The 23289-nt window shown below is 70.0% G+C and carries 16 protein-coding genes; 11 read left to right on the forward strand and 5 right to left on the reverse strand.

The genetic code is table 11. The features are described from left to right. Nucleotides 1-23: 23 nt before the first annotated feature. Nucleotides 24-1292 carry a hypothetical protein gene (locus SMD11_RS30260; protein WP_199843986.1) on the forward strand — a complete coding sequence of 423 codons (1269 nt, stop codon included), beginning with the start codon at nt 24-26 and terminating at the stop codon, nt 1290-1292. A gap of 324 nt (nt 1293-1616) precedes the next feature. Here SMD11_RS30260 and SMD11_RS36020 read toward each other — a convergent pair whose 3' ends face one another. Continuing rightward, nucleotides 1617-2510 (reverse strand): hypothetical protein, encoded by an 894-nt coding sequence (locus SMD11_RS36020; RefSeq protein WP_199843987.1) that lies wholly within the window; start codon nt 2508-2510, stop codon nt 1617-1619. Nucleotides 2511-3108: 598 nt separating this feature from the next. On the opposite strand from SMD11_RS36020, the gene SMD11_RS30270 reads away from it, so the two are divergent. Further along, on the forward strand, nt 3109-3945 hold the full coding sequence (locus tag SMD11_RS30270) for an esterase/lipase family protein (protein ID WP_087929471.1): 837 nt from the start codon (nt 3109-3111) through the stop codon (nt 3943-3945). Between the two features lie 698 nt (nt 3946-4643). Here SMD11_RS30270 and SMD11_RS30275 read toward each other — a convergent pair. Both SMD11_RS30275 and SMD11_RS30280 read right to left on the reverse strand, forming a co-directional pair. Beyond that, nucleotides 4644-5510: a TauD/TfdA family dioxygenase gene (locus tag SMD11_RS30275; protein ID WP_087929472.1), complete on the reverse strand. Its 867-nt coding sequence runs from the start codon at nt 5508-5510 to the stop codon at nt 4644-4646. 242 nt (nt 5511-5752) lie between these two features. Then, entirely contained in the window at nt 5753-6175 is a 423-nt protein-coding gene (locus SMD11_RS30280; RefSeq protein ID WP_087929473.1) for a hypothetical protein, read from the reverse strand. Between the two features lie 181 nt (nt 6176-6356). On the opposite strand from SMD11_RS30280, the gene SMD11_RS30285 reads away from it, so the two are divergent. Further along, nucleotides 6357-7562: an ATP-grasp domain-containing protein gene (locus SMD11_RS30285; protein WP_087929474.1), complete on the forward strand. Its 1206-nt coding sequence runs from the start codon at nt 6357-6359 to the stop codon at nt 7560-7562. Next, nucleotides 7559-9259, forward strand: a complete 1701-nt coding sequence (locus SMD11_RS30290; protein WP_234366229.1) for an IucA/IucC family protein — start codon at nt 7559-7561, stop codon at nt 9257-9259. The genes SMD11_RS30285 and SMD11_RS30290 overlap by 4 nt, the downstream gene beginning before the upstream one ends. A gap of 156 nt (nt 9260-9415) precedes the next feature. Here SMD11_RS30290 and SMD11_RS30295 read toward each other — a convergent pair whose 3' ends face one another. Beyond that, nucleotides 9416-10624 (reverse strand): PP2C family protein-serine/threonine phosphatase, encoded by a 1209-nt coding sequence (locus SMD11_RS30295; protein WP_234366230.1) that lies wholly within the window; start codon nt 10622-10624, stop codon nt 9416-9418. Nucleotides 10625-10887: 263 nt separating this feature from the next. On the opposite strand from SMD11_RS30295, the gene SMD11_RS30300 reads away from it, so the two are divergent. From SMD11_RS30300 to SMD11_RS30325, 6 genes are all read left to right on the forward strand, one after another. Further along, nucleotides 10888-12288, forward strand: a complete 1401-nt coding sequence (locus tag SMD11_RS30300) for a cytochrome P450 family protein (RefSeq protein WP_418952494.1) — start codon at nt 10888-10890, stop codon at nt 12286-12288. Nucleotides 12289-13425: 1137 nt separating this feature from the next. After that, on the forward strand, nt 13426-14577 hold the full coding sequence (locus SMD11_RS30305) for a wax ester/triacylglycerol synthase domain-containing protein (protein WP_159395394.1): 1152 nt from the start codon (nt 13426-13428) through the stop codon (nt 14575-14577). Between the two features lie 220 nt (nt 14578-14797). Next, nucleotides 14798-16153: a cytochrome P450 gene (locus SMD11_RS30310; protein ID WP_087929478.1), complete on the forward strand. Its 1356-nt coding sequence runs from the start codon at nt 14798-14800 to the stop codon at nt 16151-16153. 742 nt (nt 16154-16895) lie between these two features. Beyond that, complete coding sequence (locus tag SMD11_RS30315) at nt 16896-17975, forward strand: polyprenyl synthetase family protein (RefSeq protein WP_087929479.1); 1080 nt, start codon at nt 16896-16898, stop codon at nt 17973-17975. 196 nt (nt 17976-18171) lie between these two features. Then, nucleotides 18172-19563, forward strand: coding sequence for a cytochrome P450 (locus tag SMD11_RS30320; protein ID WP_087929480.1), 1392 nt, complete (start codon nt 18172-18174; stop codon nt 19561-19563). A gap of 130 nt (nt 19564-19693) precedes the next feature. Continuing rightward, on the forward strand, nt 19694-21163 hold the full coding sequence (locus tag SMD11_RS30325; RefSeq protein ID WP_087929481.1) for a hypothetical protein: 1470 nt from the start codon (nt 19694-19696) through the stop codon (nt 21161-21163). 128 nt (nt 21164-21291) lie between these two features. Here SMD11_RS30325 and SMD11_RS30330 read toward each other — a convergent pair whose 3' ends face one another. Beyond that, nucleotides 21292-22347 (reverse strand): terpene synthase family protein, encoded by a 1056-nt coding sequence (locus tag SMD11_RS30330; RefSeq protein WP_087929482.1) that lies wholly within the window; start codon nt 22345-22347, stop codon nt 21292-21294. 465 nt (nt 22348-22812) lie between these two features. Here SMD11_RS30330 and SMD11_RS30335 point away from each other — a divergent pair, with 465 nt between their 5' ends. After that, a complete protein-coding gene (locus SMD11_RS30335; RefSeq protein WP_159395396.1) occupies nt 22813-23271 on the forward strand; it encodes a VOC family protein in 459 nt (152 codons plus the stop codon). Nucleotides 23272-23289: the final 18 nt, after the last annotated feature.

Raw genomic sequence — 23289 nt, forward strand, 5'->3', positions numbered from 1 at the left:
TCACACACAGGGGGAAGGCAACGATGCGTCGCACAAAAACCCGCCTGAGCAGAGGCATCGGAGCGCTCATAGCCACCGCGACGGCCACCGTGGGCCTGGCCGCCGCCCCGGCCGCCGCCACCCCGGCCGCCCCCGGGCAGACGGTCCAGCCCGGCCAGACCTGTACAGCAGCCGATCTCGGCAGACGCCACCCGGTCATCAAGACGACCGAAGTCACCCCGACGATCACCCACTTCAAGGGCTGGTACGTCACCCAGGGCTCCACCGGCAGCCATACCGTCACCACCAGCACCCAGACCACCATCTCGGTTTCTGTCGGCCTCAACGGCACCGTTCAGGGAAGCTTCGCCGTCGAGGCCCTCGGCAGCGTCGGGGCGAGCCTGGGCCTGAACGTGCAGGTCAACTACTCCTCCACCAGCAGCGAGTCGAACTCCGTCTCCTGGAACTTCTTCGAGCCCGGCTACTACGGCCTCTACAAGGGCACCAAGAAGGTCACCGGCACCTACGGCAGCCTCAACTGCAACCGCATCCAACAGGGCGACGGCAGTTGGGCACTGAAGTGGACCGAGGGCCCTGACAGCGGCAGCTACACCACCTACACCGCCCTCGAAGAAGGCGCGGTGCGCTGCGAGGACAAGGTCCCCGCCAACAGCATCATGGCCAAGGCCCAGGGCCTGTTGGACTGCGGCTCCCCCGCCGCCACCGCGAAGCACCCGGCAGGTCCCGTCCCCTCGGCCAGGGCCGACCAGGCCAAGCGCGATGCCGGCAACGCCGCAACAGCCGCCAAGGCCGCCCAGAACATGAAGGCCACCCAGGCCGCCAAGCCCACCCCGCGCGCCGCCCTGAACTGCCAACCCGGCGCCTACAAGATCGACGTCCCCGGCAAGCCCCTGAACTGGAGCGCACCGCGCCTGGCCAACGACGGCATCCGCCTGCGCCAATCCAATTGGACAAGTGCCCACCTGGACAACTGGCGGCTGTGCAATGTGACGGAGAACAACGGGGTCATCGAGGCGTCCCTGTGGAACTGGGGCAACGGCGGTTGCGCGACCATCCCGGCGAACATCGCCAACCTGGAACAGGCCTACCTGACGACGGCCACCTGCGGGGAGGACGACCTCCAGAGGTTCTACATCTACCGCGACGTACCCGGCAGCTCGAAGATCGGTCTGCAGAACAAGTACACCGGCTCCATGCTGGGCCACGACCGGTACGCGGACGGTGAGCTCATCCGCCAGTACTCCAGCGGCAGGCAGGACGGCACGGGTACATACACCTTGACCGGAGTCTGACGGCCCCCACCCCGTGAGCGCGGCCCCGCACGTGAATCCCCGGCCTCCCGGCTCCGTACGGGGCCCTCCGCGTCTCTACCCCGAGCCCAGCCTCGGGGACCGGTACCCGCGGCCGAACGTCCCCTGCCGCATGCGGCGAACCCCGGCCAAGGTGGTTCGCGCTGGCCTGGGCGAGCATGGTCTTGCCGGCGCCGGTGATGCCCACCAGCAGCACCGCCGTCGGCTCGCGCTCCGGCACGGCCGCCTCCCTTCTCTCTACCTGGCCCGGCTTCCGTTCTCGCCGACCAGTGTCGGCTACTGGTGGGTGTTCGCGGCAGGTGGGCGTCATCGGGTGACGATGCCGCGGGCCTCGGTCGCCCACCCGGCCGGCAGGCCGTCGAGGGTGACACGGAGGAAGCCGAGGCGGGGGTCGGCGACGTCGATCCGCCCGTGGTGCCGGTCGGTGTGGTCCAGCGGTCGTCCGGCCTCGTCCCGTACGGCCGGGGAGTGCTCGGCCCAGGCGCCGAAGGCGAAGTTCTCCACGCGGCGCCGCGAGTCGCCCAGGACACCCGCGCGCCATGTGCAGTGGTGCACGCAGGCCAGGGTGTCCGGGTCGGGCTTGTGCCCGGGGGTGCGGTGGTTGCCGGAGGCCGCCGTGGTGCCGGACCCGGCGAGGACGATCTTGCGGGGGTCGCCGTGCAGGAGCCGGTGAGTGAGGGGGCCGCCGAGCGGGAAGGCGCGGTCCAACCCCGTACCGGGCTGCCAGTGGGCCAGTCGGCCGTCGGTGGCGACGCGGGCGAGCAGGTCCTCGTCGAGTGGGCTGCCGGTGACCACCAGGTGCGGCGGCTTCGTGAGCCGGGCCAGGGCGGCGCCGATGGTGGTGATGTCCTTGTAGGGCCACCAGCCGCCGGCCAGGCACACCGCCGGGGCGGTCTCAGGGATGCCCAACGCGGTGCGGGCGCCGTCCCGCTCGGCCCCGGTGAGCCGGTTACCGTCGTCGACCGCGCAGGCCCGCACCCGCCCGGCCACGCGAGGGAAGGCGCCGGCGAACCGATCCCGTACGGCTGCCGTCGGGTACAGCGCGATCACCTGCCGCTCGCTTCGGAGGGCGAGCCGGCCGAGCGGCCGTACCGGCGCGTCCTCCGTGGTGACGGTCTCGTGGATGAACCGCAAGCGGGGCTGCCCGCCGAGGAGGGCGGTGGCGCCGTGCAGGGCCTCGCTCGCGCTGAGCAGCACCACCGCGGCCGGCTCCCGTACGAGGCGCCGGGCGCTCCGCAGGCAGGCGGCCCCCGGGGTTGAGATCGGGAGAGCCCACCGGTAGAGGTCGAAGGACGCCGCCGACGAGGTATGACAGGGGCGGGGCCACGACCCAGGCGTTCTCCGCCGAGCTCAGCTCCGGGGCGTGCCGGGGGCGTCGAGGTCGCTCGCGGCCCGCACGACCCCGGACAGGGGCTTTGTCGGCAGCCCCGCCTACCCCCTTCGAGGTTTGTGTTTCCTCCCTTCAGAACCTCCCGCCTCGCGTGCATACTGGGGGCCCGTAAAGCTACCCGGGGTACGTGTCCGACGGTCCGGGATTCTCCTCAGGCGTTACCAGGGCCGAGGTTTGACGGTGCGTCATCCGGTGGGGACGCCGGAGGAGGCCACCCGAGGTTCCCTCTTCGGTCGGCACCCACGGGAAACATCGCGCGTGGCCCGAGTTCCACACTTCTCAGGAGCCGTCTTGCACATACCGAAATATGTCACCGCCGTCTGTGCCACCGCCGCGGCGACGGTCTTGGCCACCTCCACGTCCGCGGCCGCGGAGACCGGCCCTGAGCAGGACAATTTCCTTCCCGCTATGGTCCATTCCATCCTCCACCTCGACATCGATCCGCCGGGCGCCAATGACTGGAACTGCCGTCCCGGCGCCGCCCACCCGCGTCCGGTCGTCCTGGTGCACGGGACCTACGAGAACCGCTACAACAACTGGGCCCGGATGTCCCCCGAGTTGAAGGCCCAGGGCTACTGCGTCTACGCCCTCGACTACGGCGACACCGACGACGCCGGAGTGGCTCTCGCTCCCACCGTCAAGGGTTACGGAGACATCAAGAAGTCCTCCAAGGAGCTGGCCGCCTTCGTGGACAAGGTGCTCGCCGCCAGCGGCTCCGGCCAGGTGGACCTTGTCGGCCACTCCCAGGGCGGGACCCTGTCCCGCTGGTATCTCAAGGCCGACGGAGGCGCGAACCCGACCGACTCCTCGAAGAACAAGGTCAAGAAGATCGTCCAGCTCGGCGCGACCAACCACGGCACCACCCTGAGCGGCATCGAGACTCTCGCCGACAAGCTCCACATGCTGGGCCTCGGGGAGAAGCCCTTGGGGAAGGCGGGCATCCAGCAGTACGAGAAATCCGACTTCATCAAGGAGCTCAACGCCGACGGGGACACCGTTCCGGGGATCGACTACACCGTGGTCGGCACGAAGTACGACGAGATCACCACCCCCTGGCAGAGCACGTTCATGACGGCGGGCCCCGGAGCGACGGTGCAGAACATCACCTTGCAGGAGGGCTGCGTCGTCGACTTCTCCGCCCATCTGAGCATGTCGTACAGCCCGCGTGCGATCGGATTGGTCAAGCGGGCCCTGGACCCCTCAGCCCCGGCGGCTCCCTGTGTGCCGAGGGCGCCCGCCTTCTGATTCCGGCCCGAAGGTCCGCCTTGGCCGAGCTCGATCGCCAGTCGGCCGCCGGAGGATGCCGGAAAGCAAGGCGGCCGACTCCGCCCTCCAGTCCCTTGAAGATCTGGCGGCCGCCATTCTGGACACGGTCTTCAACGCCCTGGTTCACCCCAGGAAACTCAACCGCACCTGGCGGTCCAGGTTGTCCTTGTACTGAGTCCTGCGGTGCGGCGTAGGCCGAGATCGTGCCGCCTGCCCCGGTGAACAGAAGGGTTACCGCGAGCATGACCACGGTACGGCGCAAAGCTGCGCACCACATACCGTCACCCTTGTCGAATACCGTCGAGGCGCGTTACATCACCCACAAGGCGCCTGCTGAGTATGGGCTGAGACCCGGTGCTGGTTCGGTGCTGACTTTGGCGCCCATTTTGAGGAAAACGGCAGGTCCTAGCCCTGCCCGGAGGGGTTGTCGTACCACTCGATGATGATCCCGATGAGGCTCGCGACGACGATGCGGGGGAGCGAGTTAAGGGTTGCCATGGTCATCACTTCGGGGTGGGCGAGGGGCGCGTCATTGCATCGCCACACCGTAGGAAGGTGCAAGTCAGGGGCCTATGTGGTGGGAGACCACACTTCGGGGGGTGTGAGGGTAGTTCCCATGAAGGGGCGCTGCGGACCCCGCGGATCGCTCGACTCGGTTCGGCGGGTTGAAGAACAGATCAGTCGGCCCATACCCGCACCAGGCAGCGGCCGGCGTGCGGTGGGGGCGGGTCGGCGAACGAAGTCCTGCCGTGGAGGACGGCCGTGTTGTCCACCAGCAGCAGGTCACCGCGGCGGAGCCGCACGCGCAGGGCCATGCGAGGGTCCGCCAGGACCTCGTCAAAGGCGTTCAGAGCGGCAACCTGAGCGGGGGACAGCGGGATTCCGTGCTCTCGGTGGCCGCGGGTGATCCAGTACCGGTTGTACTGCACGTGCAGGCTGCCGGCGCTGCGCCGGAAGACGGGGTAGATGTGTTCGAAGTCCGGCCCGCGGCCGAAGTGGAAGTCCTGGTAGAGGTCAGGAAGGACATCCGGCCGGGACCTGAGCAGTGCGTTGTGTACGGCGTGGCCGCTCACCAGCACCGATTCGCCGCCGTGTCGCGCCGGGCGGATGCACAGCATGCCCAGCAGCCGTGGAGGTCCGGGGAATTTCGCCCGGTCGGTGTGCAGGGCGAGGTCTTCCCCGGGGTGGTGCGCGCGTGCCGGGGGCGCGGGGGCGGCGGCCGCGGCCGTCACCAGGTTGTCACCCGGGTGGTCCGGGTTCACAGGGCGCACGTCGCCCAGCGGTGCCATGAACCGCCCGCACACCGCGACGCACTCTTCATCGGTCAACGTGTCAAGACCGAGGCCGCGTACCACCGCCAGGCCGGGACCGCGGTTCAGGTACTGCGCGGCCCGGGCCGCGGGATCGGCACCCTTCTGGCCCGGAGGCGCGTCACCCGTGGCGCCCCCAGGCAGTGGACGAGGCACCGGAATCAGCCAGTCCCGTTCCTTCAGCGTCGCGCCCTGCCACACGGAGGGCCCCGCGACCGCAACCGGTGTGTCCATCAACGGGCTGGCTCCTTCCGGTCTTTCGGACCTTGTCACCGCCGGGTGGATCGGACCAGCACATACGTCAGGGTGAGGTCATGTGATCTCCCAACGCTGGATGGCGAGGAAGGCTGCCACGGCACGTTCGATGCGATGCGCGTTGGTCCCGGTGGTCGGGACGACACCGAGGTGGTCGCAGTCGGAGCGGTAGAGAGGATACTCCTCGCAGGCCATGCGATGACTGACGGCGGGAAAGTGTCTCAGGGGCGGACCAGTAGGCCCACCGTGCCGAACGCGTGCGACGCCCCGTACTGCTCGTCACCTCGGAAGGCGGCGACGTAGCCGTTGGTCAGAGTGCCGACGCTCGCCGTGCCAAGACGGAGGGGTCCGACGCACGCGGCCTCGCCCTCGGCGCTGGTGACGGCGCGGCAGATCTCGCTGCCGTCGGGGGTCGTGAACTCCACACGCTTACCCCTGAGCGGCTTGCCGGTCTCGGCGTCGTACAGAAAAGCCCTCGCGCCGATGGAGGGCGGGAAGACATTGGCGTTCGCGTTCTGGGTGGAGAGGCGCGTCGCATGCGGTGCACGGGCGTCGTGCTCCCCGTGGGCCGAGGCGGCTTGCGTGCAGGACAGCACCGTGGCGGCGGCGAGGATCGCGGTGCCGAACCAGGACCGTACGGACATGGGGTCTCCTTGAGCGGCGGGTCATGGAGCTGAATGATCTGCTCCTCATACTGTTCGCCTAACGGCGAGACGCGGCGGAGGTTACGGGGCGAACGGACCAGGTCGGCGCGGCATGCGTCCGGCCAACTAGTCGACCGGGTAGAGGGATTGACATGGAGGGCGCCGGTTCTACAGTTCCCTCGTGCTGTATTTGCTGGCGCTGCCCCCGACCGACTCCGTCACCGAGGGTTACCTCCCGGCTGCCGCCCGGCTGGGGCTCGACGTCACGCTGCTCACCGACGCACCCGAAGCGCACCGGCGGGCCTACGAGGGGCGCGGCGGGGACGCGTGGCCCCGGATCGACATCGTCCCCTGCGAGGTACGCGACTTCCGCGAGGTGATCGCCCGCATCACGGCGCTCGACCGCCGGCCGGAGGCCGTGTTCACCAACAGTGACCACCTCCAGGTGCAAGCGGCGCTCGCCGCCGAGTGGTTCGGCCTGCCGGGCAAGGAATGGCGGGCCGCGCTGCTCACCAAGAACAAGGCGCAGATGCGGTGGGCCCTCGCCGAGGCGGGGCTGGAGACCGTATGGAGCGCGGAGCTGACCCGGCCCGGGGACGCGGAGGATGTCCGGCCGCCCTTCCCCTGTGTGGTCAAACCCCGCGAAGGGGTGGCCAGTGAGGACGCCGAGCTGGTCGAGGACCGCGCGGAACTGCTCCGCCACTGCCGGGACGTGTGGGCCCGGCGGCCCGGCCTGCCCCTGGTCGCCGAGGAGTACCTGCCGGGGCCGTTGCACACCCTGGAGACCCTGGGGGACGGACGCGCCCTGCACATCCTCGGTTCCTTCCATGAAGTGGATGTCGTGCCACCGCACTTCGTCCTGCGGCGCGCCGATCTGCTGCCCGCTCCGCCCCGGACGCACGTGGAGCAGGTCGTCGCACGGCTCGAGGCCCTCGGTGTCGGGTTCGGCGCCTGCCACACCGAGTTCGTGGTCCAAGGCGAGCGGGTCCGCGTGATCGAGGTCAACTACCGCTCCGCCGGCGACCAGGCCGACCTCGGTCTCGCCGAGGCGCTCGGCATCCCCTTGTTCGAGCACGTCCTCGGCGCCCATCTCGGCCACCTGCTCCCGGCCGGCCTCGGCGCACGGCGAGCGGGGCGGCTGCTCCGTATCGAGACCGTGCATGCCCAGCGCGCCGGAACCCTCACGTCCGCACCGGGGCCCGTGGAGTGGGACCGGGACGGGGTGCGGCTGGTCTACCGGCCGCAGCGCAGGATCGGCGAGGAGCACCCCCTTCACCACTCCGACCGCGACCACCTCGGCGTCATACGGGCCACCGGGCCCGACCAGGACCGGATCGGACGTGTCGTGGCGGCGTTCCTCGCCGCCCATCGCTGGGAGATCGTGTGACGGCGGAGGAGGACGAGATCCTCGCCCGGGCCCTCGGCGCCCTGCTGCGGGAAGACCCGTACGACCTGCGCCCCGGGGCAGTCGTCGAGCGACGGCCCGACGGCGACTGGCTCGTCCTTCCCGGGGCGGACATCCCCGTACGCCCCGACGGCTTCCAGTGCGAGATCCGGGTTCGCCCGGTCCCCGGCCTCGGCGCCGTACTGGACCGGCTGCGCGAGGGCGTGGCCGAGCGGGATCTGCCGGGTTTCGACGCCTTCCGTACCGAATGCGACCAGGCTGTGACCATGGCCCGGTTGCAGTGTCGGGAGCGGCCGCGAGTGGTCGCGAGGCTGGCCGAGGAGCACGGGCCCGTGGAGGAGTGGACGGGGGTGCGGGGTTCCCTCGCCTTCGAGGCGCTGGCCGCCTTCCGGGACCATCCGGTCTACCCCACCGGTCGGGTACGCCACGGTCTCGGCGAGCGCCAACTCCTCGCATACGCACCGGAATTCCGGGCGGTGTTCGGCCTGCGCTGGCTCGTTCTGCCGCGTGACGCGCTGGCCCTCGGACCGCGGGCCCGGCTGCCGCGCTGGTGGCCGGCCCCCGCCTCCCTCGGCCTGGCCCGGCCCGGCGACGGGTACCTCGCGCTGCCCGTCCACCCGCTCACCGCCGAGGGCCCCCTCGCCGAGGCCGTCACCGCCGCCGGCCTCGGCGGCAGCGCGCGGCTCGCCGAGACGACGTGGCCGGCCGTGGTCCCCACGCTGTCCATGCGGACCGTCGCTGTTGTCGACGACCCCGGCGTCCACATCAAACTTCCTCTGGCCACGTCCACCTTGGGACTGCTCAACCGGCGCACCATCAAACCAGGTGTCCTGCCCAACGGAGAGTGCGGGCAGCGGCTGGTGGCGGAGATCGCGGCCCGCGAGCCCCGCTTCGCCGACGCCGTGCTGCTCACCGATGAACGTACCCACCTCGGCGCCGGCCACGAACTGCTCGCCGCGCTCGTCCGCCGCTACCCGTCCGGGCTCGGCGACGCCCATGTGGTTCCGGTCGCCGCCCTGCTGGCCACCTGCCCCGACGGCCGTACCGTCGTCGACGTGCTCGCCGAATGCCACTACGGGGGCTCGGCGGCCGCGCTGCTCGACGCCTACCTCCGGCTGCTGCTGGACTGGCACACCACCCTCTTCTCCTACGGCATCGCGCTGGAATCGCACCAGCAGAACACCTCGATCGTCCTCGACGGCCACGGCGGCCTCCCCCGGATGCGGCTGCTGCTCAAGGACAACGACGGGCCACGCGTGCACCCTGCGCGCCTCGCCGCACGGCTCGGCGAGGCGGCAGCCGCCGGCCTGCTGGGCTTCGCCGACCCCCGGGTCCTCGTCACCGACGACGGCCCGCTGGCAGACCTGTTCACGACCGTGCCCGTTCATCTGTGTGCGGCCGCCCTTGCCTTCGAACTGGCCGAACGCGGCCGGGGCCCGTTGGACACCTGGCTGGGGTTCCTCCGGGACCGGCTCACCGAAGCCGTCGACCGGCTTCCCGCGGGACCGGCCGCGGTGCTGCGCGCCCGGGTGCTCAAGGCGCCCCGGCTGCCGGTCAAGGCGATGGTCACCGCCGGAACGCTGTTCAGCAAGGACCGCTCGGGCGCTGTGGACATCAACAAGTACTACGTCGACGGGCCCAACTACCTGCTCCCCACCGATGCGAAACGGCCGGCATGACCACTGTCCTCCGGCCTGCCGGTGCACGCCGACGACATCGTCGGCGGCTCAGCCACGCCCGGGTGAGGGTCGACTCGATCGAACCGGAGGGCATGGACCGCCGCACGGGCCGGGCAGTTCGGTGGGGCCCGCTCGGACGCTCAGCTCGGTACCGCGCTACCAGTACTGCGGGCGCCATTCGAAGAGCAGGATGGTCGCGTCGTCCCGCAGCTGGTTGCGCTGGTAGTCGAGGACGGCGTGGATGAGCAGCCGCAGGACTTCGGCCGGACGCTGGCCGGCCGCGGAGGAGCGGATGATGAAGTCGGTGAACCGGTCAAGGCCGAACTCCGCCCCCTCGGCGTCGCGGGCTTCCACGACGCCGTCGGTGTAGAGCAGGACGCAGTCGCCCGGTTCCAGCGTCGTCTCGTGGACCTGCCGGGCCGACGGTGCGAATTGGCCGGCCAGGCCGATCGGCGGCTGCGGAGGGCTGTCCAGCACTCCGCCGAGCACCCGCTCGTCCCGGATCAGCAGCGGCGGGGGATGACCGCAGTTGACCCAGCGCAGCTCCCCGGTGAGCGCGTCGAGCCGGCACAGCACGCCGGTGCAGAACTGGTCGGGCAGCCACTGGGCGAGCGCCTGGTCCACGGAGCCGACGACGTCGGCCAGGTCGCCACCGCCGCGGCGGGCGTTCCGCGCCGCCGCCATGGCGACCGACGTGGTCAGGCCGGAGTTCAGATCGTGCCCCATGGAGTCGAGGATCATGGTGTGCAGCACGTCCTTGACCACCGAGTGGTCGAAGGCGTCGCCGGCGACGTCGTACGCCGGCTCCAGGACCGCGGTCGAGACGCACCTGCTGCTGCCGATGGTGTGGGACGGCAGGAAGGCCCGCAGCATCTCGGTGGGCAGCCGCATGGTCGCGGTGCGGGCGCGGGCGGCGAGCCAGTCGCTGTAGGCGCGCTTGGAGGTGATCAGCATGGCGAACAGGAAGGCCAGCATCCGGCTGCGGCGCATCCGCACCCCGTCGAGCCAGGGGGTGCGCACCGCCAGCACGCCCAGCCGTTCCGCACCGTCGACCAAGGGCATCCAGACCACCACGTCGTCGTCGGCGTCGGCCACTCGCGGAGTGACCGTGCGGTACGCCCAGCCGGCCAGCGAACGGTCCACCGGAAGTGGCTCCAATGCCTCGTCGAGCGGGATCAGCAGCTGTTGCTGGAGGTCGACAAGGTAGATCAGCGCGGTGCCCAGGCCGAGGGCCGAGGCGCACCGGTTCGCCAGGTCGGGCAGTTCGAACGGCAGGGCCGTCTGCGCCTCGACGATCAGCTCTTCCAGCCGGTTCTCGTCGACGGCGGTGTCGGGGCCGGCGGACGCGTGTGGTGGGTCCGGCACGGGGATCACCCCTTCCGTTCCCAGTCTCACACCGATCCCGGCTTCTCTCACATCGGGCACGATCGCGTTACCTGCCGGGCACCGTCGCGTGGGCGCGTGCTGATCACCGCGATCACGGGGCGGTCAAGAAGCCCCTCGCTGTCTGCCGGCCGATGGCGAAGCCGCGTCGGCATCTGTTCCGGGGGCTTCGGCCGACCCACCCGCCGAGTCGGTTCTGCCTTCACCGGCCGAAATCCGACACGCCCCGGGGGAAGAACGCCACCATGGATGCGGCCGCGCTCAAAGATGCCGCCAGAGCCAAGCACCGGGGTCCGAAACCGAACGGCGACCTCGCCCGGCCCGCACCCGGCACCGACGAACGAGAAGGCGACCTGCGAGCCGAGACAGAATGGCTGCTGCTCGTCGCCCAGGCATGCGCGACAGCGACGTCGTGCGCGCGACCACCACCGAGTCTGTCCCCACAAGAAAGCCGTCCCCACACCATGAGCGACCCGCTGTCGACCCCGGAGTTCCTCCGGAACCCCTACCCCTTCTACGACGAACTCCGGGCGGCAGCCCCGGTGAGCAAGGTGGTCACCGGCTCCGGAACCCGGTCCGGCTACCTCGTGACCGGCTACGCCGAAGCGAAGACAGCCTTCACCGACCCGCGCCTGTCCAAGGACACCGCCCGGTTCTTCGCAGGCCGTACCTCCGGCCGCACCCTGCACCCCGCGGTGGCCCACACCATGCTCGCCACCGACCCGCCCGAGCACACCCGGCTGCGCCGCTTGGTGACCAAAGCGTTCACCACCGGCGCGGTCGCCCGCCTGCGCCCGTACATCCAGCACACTGCCGACGACCTCCTCGACGCTCTCCCGAGGAATGGTGAGGCGGACCTTGTGACCGGTCTGGCCGTCCCGCTGCCGGTGACGGTGATCTGCCAGATGCTCGGCGTGCCCGAGACCGACCGATCCCAGGTGCGGACCTGGTCGAACGACCTCTTCGCCGCCGGGCAGCCCCAACGGATCGACGCGGCCTCCCACGCCGTGGCCGGCTACATGGCCGACCTCATCGAGGCCAAGCGCCGCGCCCCGGACGACAGCCTGCTGCACGACCTCATCACCGTCCGGGAGGAAGGCGAACAGCTCAGTGAGGACGAGTTGGTTTCCCTCGCCGTGCTGCTCCTCGTCGCCGGTCACGAAACCACCACGAACTTCATCGGCAACGCCGCCCTGGCGCTCCTCCAACACCCCACCCTCCTCAGCAACGCGAGAAGTAGCCCCGCCCGGATCGGCGGCATGCTGGATGAACTGCTGCGCTATGACTCACCGGTCGGAATCGCCACCTTCCGATACAGCACGGAAGCGATCGCACTCGGCGACACCGAAATCCCCGCCGGCGTCCCTGTGCTCATCTCGCCCGCAGCGGCGAATCGAGACCCCGCCCGGTATCCGGCTCCCGGCTGCCCCGACGCCGACCGCGACGCCAGAGGTCACCTGGCGTTCGGCCACGGAATCCACCGTTGCCTGGGAGCACCCCTTGCCCTGGCCGAGGCGGAGATCGCCCTCCGTGCACTTCTGACCCGGTTTCCCGGGCTCCGCCTCGCGGTCCCGCCCGGCGAACTCCAGTGGCGGCGTACGCGACTCATGCGGGGCCTGGAATCCTTGCCGGTGTTCACGCTGTAGAGCGCGGCCGGCCGCGTGCCGGGCCGGCGCATGCGGTGCGCCATGTTCGTTGACGAAGGTCTCGAACGTGGCGGCAGCGGAGCCCGAACACAGCACCATGACGTGAGTGGCGGGATCACCCTGGGGGAGGAGCACGCTGCGCGTCTCGCGCTTCGAGCTGCGGTTGGGCAGTGCCCGAGGAGGCATGCCGTCGGTCCACTTCGTGGTCACGACCGCCGACAGGTGTAGCCTCCGGCCGCACCGGACAGAATCACCCGGGGCGAGCTGCCCTTGCAGGTGGCAGCACAATGCCGTATGGGGCGTACGGGGTGGTCACGCCGTCTGAGCCGGGGTGGACAGGCCTGTTCTCCGGGCTGAGCGAGCGGCAGTTGCCGGTCGCCGGGCTGAAGGGAGACCGGAATGTCGGTATGCCAGGTCATCAGCGGCGCTGTGCCCCGAGGAGCCGTTGCCGAAATCACGGCCGGGGCAGGGGCCGTGGCGTGCTGTCGCATCGGGCAGTGGGACACCGATGGCCAGCTGATCGGCAGCGGCGGCAAGTCCGTCCGCTCCGCATTGATGTCGGCGTGTGCCCGTGCCGTCGGCGGCAGCCTGGACAAGACGGTGCCGCGGGCGGCGGCGGAGTCGGCACGAGACTTCTCCCTGCCGCACGACGGGCGGCTCGGCCGGAGCCCCGGCCTGGCCTTTACGGAACGCCACGACGGAACCCTCAGTGGATGCCTCCTGAGACGACAGCGGAAGGCAAGACCAGAGCCCTGCTGCGCACCGCCTGCCGGCTAGGAGCTTTGGCAGAAGGCGCCGCTGCCGATGGTCGCCGCGCTGATCTCGCAGACGCAAGCCATCCGGTATCCGGCCTGTCCGACTGAGCGCGCAGGCCGCTGGGACACCTCCTCACCCATGTCACCGATCTGATCGCCCATCCGGTGCCGACGCGGCGGCCGACCTGAAGGATCCGCCTTCGGCGCGTGTCGGTGGCGAACGTCGAGTTGCTTGGGGCACAGCAGATCCCCACGGCTGCCCGCCGCCACGCTTGGCAAAGTCATCAGCTCTCGCAGAAAGAGGCAACCAGTGAGCTCTGGTGCACGCCCGTCCCCGCTGGACGCCCTCATGTATCACGACCCTTCGAAGAGTGTCGGGCTTGTGATCCATCTGACCGGGCAGGCCCCCTCGCTGGACCGACTCGCCGCACACCTCCGACAGCGTCTGGACCGGCTTCCGGCCCTCTCGCTCACCATGCGGGGCCAGGGTACGGCTGCGGTCTGGTGCTCACAGAGCCCAGAGCTTGACCACCATCTCCGCGTACACGAAGTCCCCATCGGCGCGGACATCTACGACGCGGTCCGGGAACTGCATCACGCACCGTTCACCGAGGGCAGGCCACCTTGGACCATGACGTTGCTGCACGGACATACCCCGGGCCATTACGCCATCGTGTACCTGATCAATCACGGCCTGCAGGACGGCGGCGGGATCATACGCACCCTGGAGGTTCTCTTCGCCCACCCCGCGGTCGATGCCGCGTCGTCTTCCGCGACCGTACGCACCCTGTGTGTTCCATCGCGGCCCTCCCCGCGCCACTATGCCCAAGCGGCTGCGCTTCTGGCCCGGTCTGTGAAGAAGTCCCCTTTGTGGCCGCATCCCCGCTACGGGTATTCCACCGAGCGGGTCTTCCACTGGGCGGGGGTCCCGACCAAGCTGCTGCGTGACCTCGCGGGCCCTTTCGGAGGGAGCAGCAACGACGCCTTTCTGGCCACACTGGCACGTGTCGCGTCGCGATGGGCGGTCCAGCGTCACCCCGGCTACGAGGGGAACCGCTTGCCCGTGACGCTGGCGATCAACAATCGCCGCCCAGCGGTCGTCGATCTCCCCGGCAATCGTGCCACTGGAGGGCGGCTCGACCTACCCGGCCACATTGAGCCGCTCGGCCAGTCGCTTCGGTCGGTGGTCGCTGCTACCGGACTGCTGAAACAGGCCCCCTGCCGGGAGGCGATCCGCCGGCTGTCCGAGAACATCCCGCCTTCCCTCCTGGACAGGTCATTTCGTTCACTGCTGTCCCCCGAGCGGGCAGAGGTGTTCTCTTCCCACTTCGCGATCCGGCATGAGCTGGGTTTCGCGGGTGATCCGGTACACGCCATCGACCCCATCACCGTGCTGCCGCTCGGAAGTCCCGTCTCCGTTCTGATGATCAGCTATCAGGGACAGTCCCGAACCGTGTTCGTCACCGATCCGGCCCTCCCTGACGCCGACAGGCTTCATCAGGAGTGGCGCGCAGAGGTGGTGGGCGAATCATGAATCCGTCGCCGACCCGCGGTCGCGGGCAGCCGCCGAATCCAGGTGACCGTCGCAGGGACAGCCCCTGGCCGAGTCCGTCCTTCGGCTCACTGCCGGCCCGGTCGACCGGGCCGGCGGCCGTGCCTGGGCCCACGCCGAGGCTGAACCGGAAGATACGGCGGCGGGCGCAGCGGTGGGAGACCGAGTGTGTCGGTCAAGCGACGGTAGGAGGGTGAGGGCCGTGACCACTACCTCGGATCCGGGGAGGTGGACCGTGGCGACCGCGCCGGGAGCGGTGCCGGTGGCCGGGCATGCTCTCCAGCTGCGCAAGGGACCGCTGGCCTTCCTGGCCGGCCTGCCCGCCCATGGTGATCTGGTCCAGGTCCGGATCGGTCCCAGTCGGGGCTTTGTGGTGTGTCATCCCGATCTGGTCCATCAGGTCCTGCTGAACGACCGCGTCTTCGACAAGGGCGGCTTCTTCTGGGACAAGGTCCGGTTGGGTGTGGGCAACGGTCTGGCGACCTGCCCGTATCGTGACCATCGACGACAACGGCGGCTGTTGCAGCCGGCCTTCAGCCGGAACCGCCTGCGCGGCTACGCCCCCGCGATGACCGAGCAGATCAACACCCTGACCGGCCGGTGGCGCGACGGCGAAGTGATCGATGTGATCGCCCAGATGAACACGCTCACCAGCCACACGACGTCGCGCACCCTGTTCATCGCCGATTGCGTGGCCCCTGCCGCGGCGGCCGTCGTGGAGGCGCTGCCCGACTTCCTGCACGGCATCTACCGGCAGATGATGATGCCGGCGCTCCTGAACCGCCTGCCGACCCCGGCCAACCGCCGCTTCGACCGGGCCCGCACCCGGCTGCGTACCTCGGTGACTGACGCGGTCCACGCCTACCGGCAGGACGGCGACCAGCATGAGGACCTGCTGTCGGTGCTGCTGGCAGCACGCGACCAGGACGGCAGCCCGCTCACCGACAGCGAGATCTACGACCAGGTCATCAGCCTGCTCATCGGTGGGACCGAAACCACCGCCACCACCCTGGCGTGGGCGCTGCACCTGCTCGCCACCCACCCGCACATCCAGCAACGGCTCCACGCCGAGACCAGCACCCTGCTCGGCCACCGGCCCGCGACCTGGGACGACCTGCCCCGCCTGGAGCTGACCGGACACGTCATCACCGAAACCCTGCGCCTGTACCCGGCCGGCTGGCTCTTCACCCGCATCACCAGCACCGACACCGAACTGGCCGGACAACCACTTCCCGCCGGCACCACCCTGATCTGCAGCCCCTACCTCATCCAGCGCCGCGCGGATACATTCCCCGACCCCGAACGTTTCGACCCCGACCGGTGGCGAGCCGGCCACGCCCCCCACCCGCCGCGCCAAGCCAGCATCCCCTTCGGAGCCGGTGCCCGCAAATGCATCGGTGACACCTTCGCCATGACCCTGGCACCCCTGGCACTGGCCACCATCATCGCCCGCTGGCGGGTCGAGCCCGCCACCGACGCCCCCGTCCGCCCCTCCGTCACGGCCACCCTCCAGCCGGAGTCCCTCCGGCTACGTCTCCACCAGCGCACACGGACCTGAAGTCCCGGGTGAGGGGCTACTGACCTGCGGTTTGTTTTGAAGGATCGATCTCGCTGCTCATGATCGGTACCGATGGCCCTCAGAGCCGCGTTCGTCCCCCGCGCCGTGAGGACGTACACCGGCGCTCATGCCGCGGCCGGCGCCGGGGCGCTTGGCGGTTCGAGGGGCCGGTGGTCTCCGTGCGGGTGAGCAGGCCCTGCCAGTGATCCGTCCAGATTCCGGAGGGGAGGGGGCCGGAGCCGTTCATCGCTCCGGGCGGCATGGCCGTCGACCGGTGCCACGGGAGGGCGTCCGCGCGACGCCGCAATCGATCTGACCTTCGCCTGGGCGGTTGCGCGCCGGGGGGAGGGGGCGCGTAGCCGATGAGGGCGCCCCGGGAATCGCTTATGTGCCCCTTGGGTGCACCTGTTCAGATTGCTGGCAATTGTCTTTCCTGGAAGCGTGCAAAAACCTTCATGTGCCGCGTACCGGGCTGGGCGCGGGGCCCACTCCCGTCCGCGGGCCGACGGGTGGCATGGCGTATCGGGCGCCCCGGCGTCCGAGAGCGGAGTGTGGCGATGACCGTGCCGCAGGGGACCGCAGTTGCGTCCGCAGGGGTGAGGTTGCTGGGGCGTTCGGGGCTGGTGCCGGCTCCGGCGCCTGAGGGAGGTCCGGCGTGTGCCGGGGGGATCCGTGTGTTCCTGGTGGAGGAGACCTCGCACCCTGTCCGGAGTGCCCCGGTCACTTCGCCGGAGGAGGCGAGATGACCGCGGGTGCCGTCGAGCTGCCGGGCGCGGCTGCCGTGCGCGGACAGGTCACCGTCGTGCTCGACGGTTTCCTGGAGCGCAAGGCCAATGCCGCCGCGAAGCTGGGGATGCCCGCCGAGGTGACCGAGTGTCTGCGTGATTTCCTGGCCGCCGGCGGGAAGCGGTTGCGGCCCCTGCTGTGTGTGAGCGGCTGGCAGGCCGCCGGCGGGCACGGTATCCCGGAGGGGCTGATCAGGACGGCGGCGTCACTGGAGATGTTCCACGCCTTCTGCCTCATCCACGACGACATCATGGACCACAGCGGCAGCCGCCGCGGCGCCCCCACCGTCCACCACCGCCTCGCCCGGCACCACGCGCCCGGCCGCACCGTCACCGCCGCCCGGCACCTCGGAGTCAGCGGAGCGATCCTCGTCGGCGACCTCGCCCTGGCCTGGTCCGATGAACTCCTGCACACCGCCGGCCTCACCCCCTCCCAGCTCGCCGCGGTCCTGCCGCTGATCCACGACATGCGCAGCGAAGTGATGTACGGCCAGTACCTGGACGTCACCGCCGCCGGCCGCCCCTCCGCGGATGTGGAGCGGGCGCTGCGCATCGTGCGGTACAAGACCGCCAAGTACACCGTGGAACGCCCCCTGCACATCGGTGCCGCCCTCGCCGGAGCCCCGCTCGCCGTGCGCGAGGCGCTGAGCGCCTACGCCCTGCCCGTCGGCGAGGCCTTCCAGCTGCGCGACGACCTCCTCGGCGTCTTCGGCGCCCCCGAAGTGACCGGGAAGCCGTCGCTGGACGATCTGCGCGAGGGCAAGCACACCGTCCTGGTCGCCCTCGCGCTCCAGCGCGCCGACGCCGGCCGGCGAAGCGTCCTGCGCACCCTGCTCGGCGCCCCCTGCCTGGATGACGCCGGGGGCGACCGTATCCGTGAGCTGCTCACCGCCACCGGCGCTCGGGACGCGGTGGAGGAAATGATCGGCACCCTCCGGGCACAGGCCCTGTGCGCGCTGGAGACCGCGCCCTTCCCACCCCATGCCACCGCCCGTCTGAGGAAGCTCGCCGATGCCGCCACCGCGAGGGCCTCATGAACCTGCCTCCGGCACCTGGGTCTTCCGGCCGTCAGGAGACTCTTGCTCCGCCATGCTGCGACCACGCCCTTTCGCACCGCCCATACCGAACAAGCAGCCGGAGCGGATTGTTTCCCGCGCTTCGCCGCCGAGGTCGCCAACCCTGGACGTCGCCGTCACCGGACCCCTTCAGCAGGTTCAGTCTCCCGGAGCCGACATGATGAACTCCAGTCCGTTCCCCACGCCGGCCAAGGGGTTACCGCTGCTGGGGCATCTCGTGCCGCTGCTGCGCGACCCCCTTGGGTTCCTGGCCCGTCTGCCCGCACGCGGGGACCTCGTACAGGTCCGCCTCGGCCCGCTGCGGGCGCTCGTGGTCTGCGACCCGGACCTCACCTGCGATGTCCTGCGCGATGACCGGACCTTCGACAAAGGCGGACCGGTCTATGAACGGCTCCGGGAGTTCGCCGGCAACGGCCTGGCTACCTGTCCGTACGGTGACCACCGCCGTCAGCGGCGTCTTCTCCAGCCCGCCTTCCACCCCGCCCGGCTCCCCGGTTACGCCCGGGCCGCCGCCGCCCGGGCCGCCGAGACGACCGGTTCCTGGCAGGACGGCCAGATCCTCGACGTGCTGGCCGTCCTACAGGAACTCACCGTCAGGATCACGGTCGACACCCTGTTCTCGACGACGGTGCCGCCTGACCTGCTCACCCAAGCCCTCAGCGACCTCAACACCCTTGTCAGCGGTTTGACCGTGCGGATGGCGACACCGCCTCCGATGGACCGGCTGCCCACCCTCGGCAACCGCCGCTACCACCAGGCACGGGCCCGCCTGCCCCGCCTACTCCATCGCCTCGTCTCCGAACGCCAAGCCGCCGGCACCGACCACGGAGATCTGCTGTCGATGCTCCTGACTGCCCAGGACCCCGTCCCCGGCCCCGCCGAACAGCGGCTGACCGACACCGAGGTCATTGATCAGATCGTCACGTTCTTTCTCGGTGCGACGGAGACGGCCGCCTCCACTCTGGCGTGGGCGCTGCACCTGCTGGGACAGCACCCCGAGACCGAGAGACGGCTGCATGCCGAGGTCGACGCCGTCCTCGGCGGCCGCCCGGCCACCCATGCCGACCTGCCCCGTCTGGAGCTGACCGGCCGCATCCTCACCGAGACCCTGCGCCTGTGGCCTTCCGCCTGGGGTGTCACCCGTACCTGCACGGCCGACACCCACCTGGACCGATACCCCGTCCCCGCCGGGACGACCATCGTCTACAGCCCCTACCTCCTCCACCACCGCGCGGATCTTTACCCCGACCCCGAACGCTTCGACCCCGACCGGTGGGCACCCGAAAACCCCCGACCGCCGAGGCGCGAGGCGTACATCCCCTTCGGCGGCGGAGCCCGCAAGTGCATCGGCGAGCGGTTCGTCACCTCCGAGATGGTGCTCGCCCTGGCCACCATCGCCACCCGTTGGCGCCTGCGACCCCTGCCCGGTACGCGTGTCCGCCCCACCATCGGCGGCCCGACCCTGAACCCCAGCGGGCTGCGGATGTGCGCCATCGCCCGGACGACCACCGGCATCAGCAGCCCGGCGAACAGGGAGAAGCCGCAGTGACGAGCTGAAGATCCGCTGGTTCCGCGGCAGTGCCACCACAGACGCCCGACCCCCCACTCCTGGAGGAACCATGGCGGGTACGTTTCCTCAACCAGATGAGCTGTCCCCTTCGGTGTATGACATTGCCGCGGTGTCCCTGGTCGACGGGCCGCAGCAGCCCCGGTGCGTGCAATGGCTCACCGAGCACCGCACGACCCCTACCACCTGGGGTGCCTCACCCCGGGTCAACTGGTACGACGCCTACCTCTCGACCTACGCCGCCGCCCTCGCCCTGCACCACGCGGGCCAGCACTCCCTGGCCGAGCCCGCCCTCTCGGCGCTGGCCACCCTGGTTCCCCCGGATCCCACCGGTGTACTGGAGACCCTGACCTTCGGCGCCCTGGTGGACGCTCTGGACCGGTTCTGCGCCCACCGCGGATGGCCGGTACCCCCGCACCCCGGGCCCGTGCGCACCGTGATCGACCGTGAGCGCCTCAAATGGCGCCGGATGCGCGCCTGGGACCATTTCCTCGACCCGAGCCGGTCCATCGCCGGCTACTGCGCCGAACGCGTCTACGGTGACGAGGACATCGATGCCGGTGCCTTCCTGGAAGCCTTTCAGGCGCCCAACGGCTCCGTCTCCAACGCGCCCGGTGCGTCGGCTCTCTTCTTCCTCGAAGCGCAACGCCGCGGCAAGACAGTGGCACCCGAGCGCATCGACCGGCTGCGTCACTACCTGCACACCAGCCCTGTCCCCGTCGGCTACCTGGACCGGGTCCCCCACTTCACCACCGCGTGGACCCTCATGTTCGAACACGCACCGGAGGCCGCTCCCGGCTCGGATCCGGCAGCCCTGGACATGCTCTGTCAGGATCTGGGCCACCCCTCCGGTCTGCTGTGCCCCGTCGGCACGCTCGGGGTAGGGCTCACCATCCCGGGTGATGCCGACAGCACCGCCTGCGCCATGCTGGCCGCACGGACCATGGGCCGGCAGGTTCCCGACTCCACGGGACTCGACGTGCTCTACGCACCCTCCCAGGGGTGCTACCGCACATTCCTCTTCGAGCACGACGCCTCGATCAGCACCAACATCCACGTGGCGGCCGTCCTCGCCCTCGACGGGCGCTACGACCGTCTCACGCAGGTCCTGCGCTGGCTGACCCACGCGGTTACCGAAGGCCGGACGCTGTGCAAATGGCACCTGTCCCCGACCTACGCGCACGGTGAACTGGCCCGGATCACGGCGGGGATCGGTCACCCCCTGGCGGCACCTCTGTGCACGCAGGCGGCGAAGAGCCTGCTGGCCACACAGAACCCGGACGGCGGATGGGGGCTGCACGGCTCCACCACCGAGGAAACCGGCTACGCCGTACACGGACTGGCAGCCGCGGCTCGGAGCCACGGCCACGCATTCGCTGCCCAGGCCGCCGACGCCCTCGGCGATGCCCACACCTACCTCACCACGTACCCGCCGCAGGAAGCCGCACTATGGCTCGGAAAGACTCTGCACTGCCTGCGCCCCCTTGTGCCCGTACTTCAGCGCACGGCCCTCGCGCTGACCGGACAAGCAACCGGAGAGGGTCACCGAAATCACGACACCCGTGGAGCGGGCCACATCTGACATCGCATCAACAGACAAAGGCCCGAACCATCGCCGTGACCAAGGGGTTCATGACGGCATCGAAGGGCCACCTACAGCCACCTACAGCGAAGTCCCTCTGCAAGCGGATCCGCCCGACACGAGCGTCGTTACGGCGACGTCGGGTCTTTGGCGTCATCGGGGGCGACCCCGAAGAGGTCGTCGAAAGCGTGCTGGTCCGCTGCGGCACCGTTGTCAGGGCGGTATCGCTCGCAGTTCATGTGCCAGTCATGGGATCCGCGGATGAGCGAGCGCAGGTGCGCGAGGCACTGCTCGGCAACAGACCGGTCGTCGTCGGACAGGTGCAGTGAACGGGCAAGACCGGGCAGTTCCCGGCCGGCCTTGAGGAAATCCTGGATCCTGTCGGTGATCAGGCGGTGGACGTGGTCCACCGCCTGCTGGGGGGCAAGACGGCGCTGGGTCTGAAGGGCGAGCGCCAGGTTGCTCGTCTCCCCGGAAGCCGCTTCCTTGGGGTAGCTGACGAGGTCGTTGGTCCACATGATGACGTCGGCCGCACTCCACAGCAGCGTCTGATACGTGGTGCTGCAATACACGGTGTCGGGGAGCCATACGCGGTGGGTGTGGTGCTGAAGGTCATGGGCGAACGCGACCCAGCCGAGCTTGCCGCGGAGTTCCCTACAGGTGGCGACGTCCATCGGTGTTCGAGTGGCCCGGTGGACCGAGGCGCGCAGCTGGCAGCGGAACGCCTCGGACATGTGCTCGTAGAAGCGCCGGCGCCATGACGGCGGGCTGTCACCTGCGGTGCGCCGCCACAGGTCGGCCAAGGCCTCCGTGGCGGGGTTCGGCCGGGCCCGGGAGCCGGACTCGTCGAGGAGGACGGCGCGGAAGTCGTCCAGTACCGGGGCCAGGGGGCCGGGGCGCAGACCCGCGGTGGCTTCGTCGATCTGGTCTTCGAACAGGGCTGCCCAGGTCATCCAGTCGGTGAACAGCCGCAGCGCGGGCCAGCCGTCGACGGTGGGAGCGTAGTAGGAGACCATCACATCGACCTGGTACCTCCTCAGGCGCCCCGCGGCTGTTTCGGTGGTCACCAGACCGAAGCGGCGGGCCCAGTCCAGCGTGGCGGGGTACAGCCGGCCTTCCGATGGGTTCGTCCGCGAGGGGGCGAAGGGGACGTCGATCCTCGGGATGGTGATCTCAGTGGCCATCTGGTCTCCTCGCCGGTCGTCAGGTGCGGCACAGGACTCGCCCGCACCGTCGGCGCAGCCGGGCTCCGCACCACTGCCAGGACCCGGACGCCCACCTCTACAGCAAGCAGAACCCACCCCCGGACACCACACCAGAGCACTTGGCGGGCGCACCGGAGCCACGCGCAAGGCGCCGCGCCACCGACCGCCCCCTGCCCGACACGGCTTCCCGGTTGACTCGTCCCGGTCCGCGAGCCTCACGAGCCGGTAGCGGTCCCGATGAGGTCGCATCCCCCCCCGCCACTCCGTGCCCGGGCCGGTGCCATCCGTATCGCCCGCGTCAATGGGTGGCTCTGGCGGGTCCACCGACGGGAGTCAATAGGACATTTGCTGACCTATTGGGCATCTAGCGTGGGTTGTGTCGCAGGGAAGCCTCCCTGCCGACCCCGTGATCAACGGCTTTGCCGGCAAGGAAAGGAGCCAGTCATGGCCCAGAAGGAAACGATGCAGCGGTTCACCACGATGCTGTACGTCAACAGCAGCTACGAGGCCGTCGCGTTCTACCGGGAGGTCTTCGGCGTCGAGGAGATCGCCGAGCGCACGATGCTGCTGTCGCAGGTTCCGGGCATGGACAAGGTCCCCGGCGCGGACCGTACGGTGGTGTACTCCAAGCTGCAGTTCGCCGACGGCAGCGGCCTGAACGTGGCCGAGCTGTCCGACGAGGGTGTCTACGCGAAGGACGGCGGCGCGGTCGTCGGCAACAACGTGCACGTCGGTCTCCAGCACACCGACACGGCCGTCCAGAAGGCGGAGTTCGGCAAGCTCGCCGAGGGCGGGAGGATCATGGAGCCGCTGGAGGAGAAGTTCTGGGGCACCGTCTTCGGCATCGTCCAGGACCGCTACGGCGTGATCTGGGAGTCCAACTGCTATCTGAAGCAGGGCTGATCAGCTGATTCCCCCGCC

The organism is Streptomyces albireticuli, from assembly GCF_002192455.1.
Lineage (GTDB): Bacteria > Actinomycetota > Actinomycetes > Streptomycetales > Streptomycetaceae > Streptomyces > Streptomyces albireticuli_B.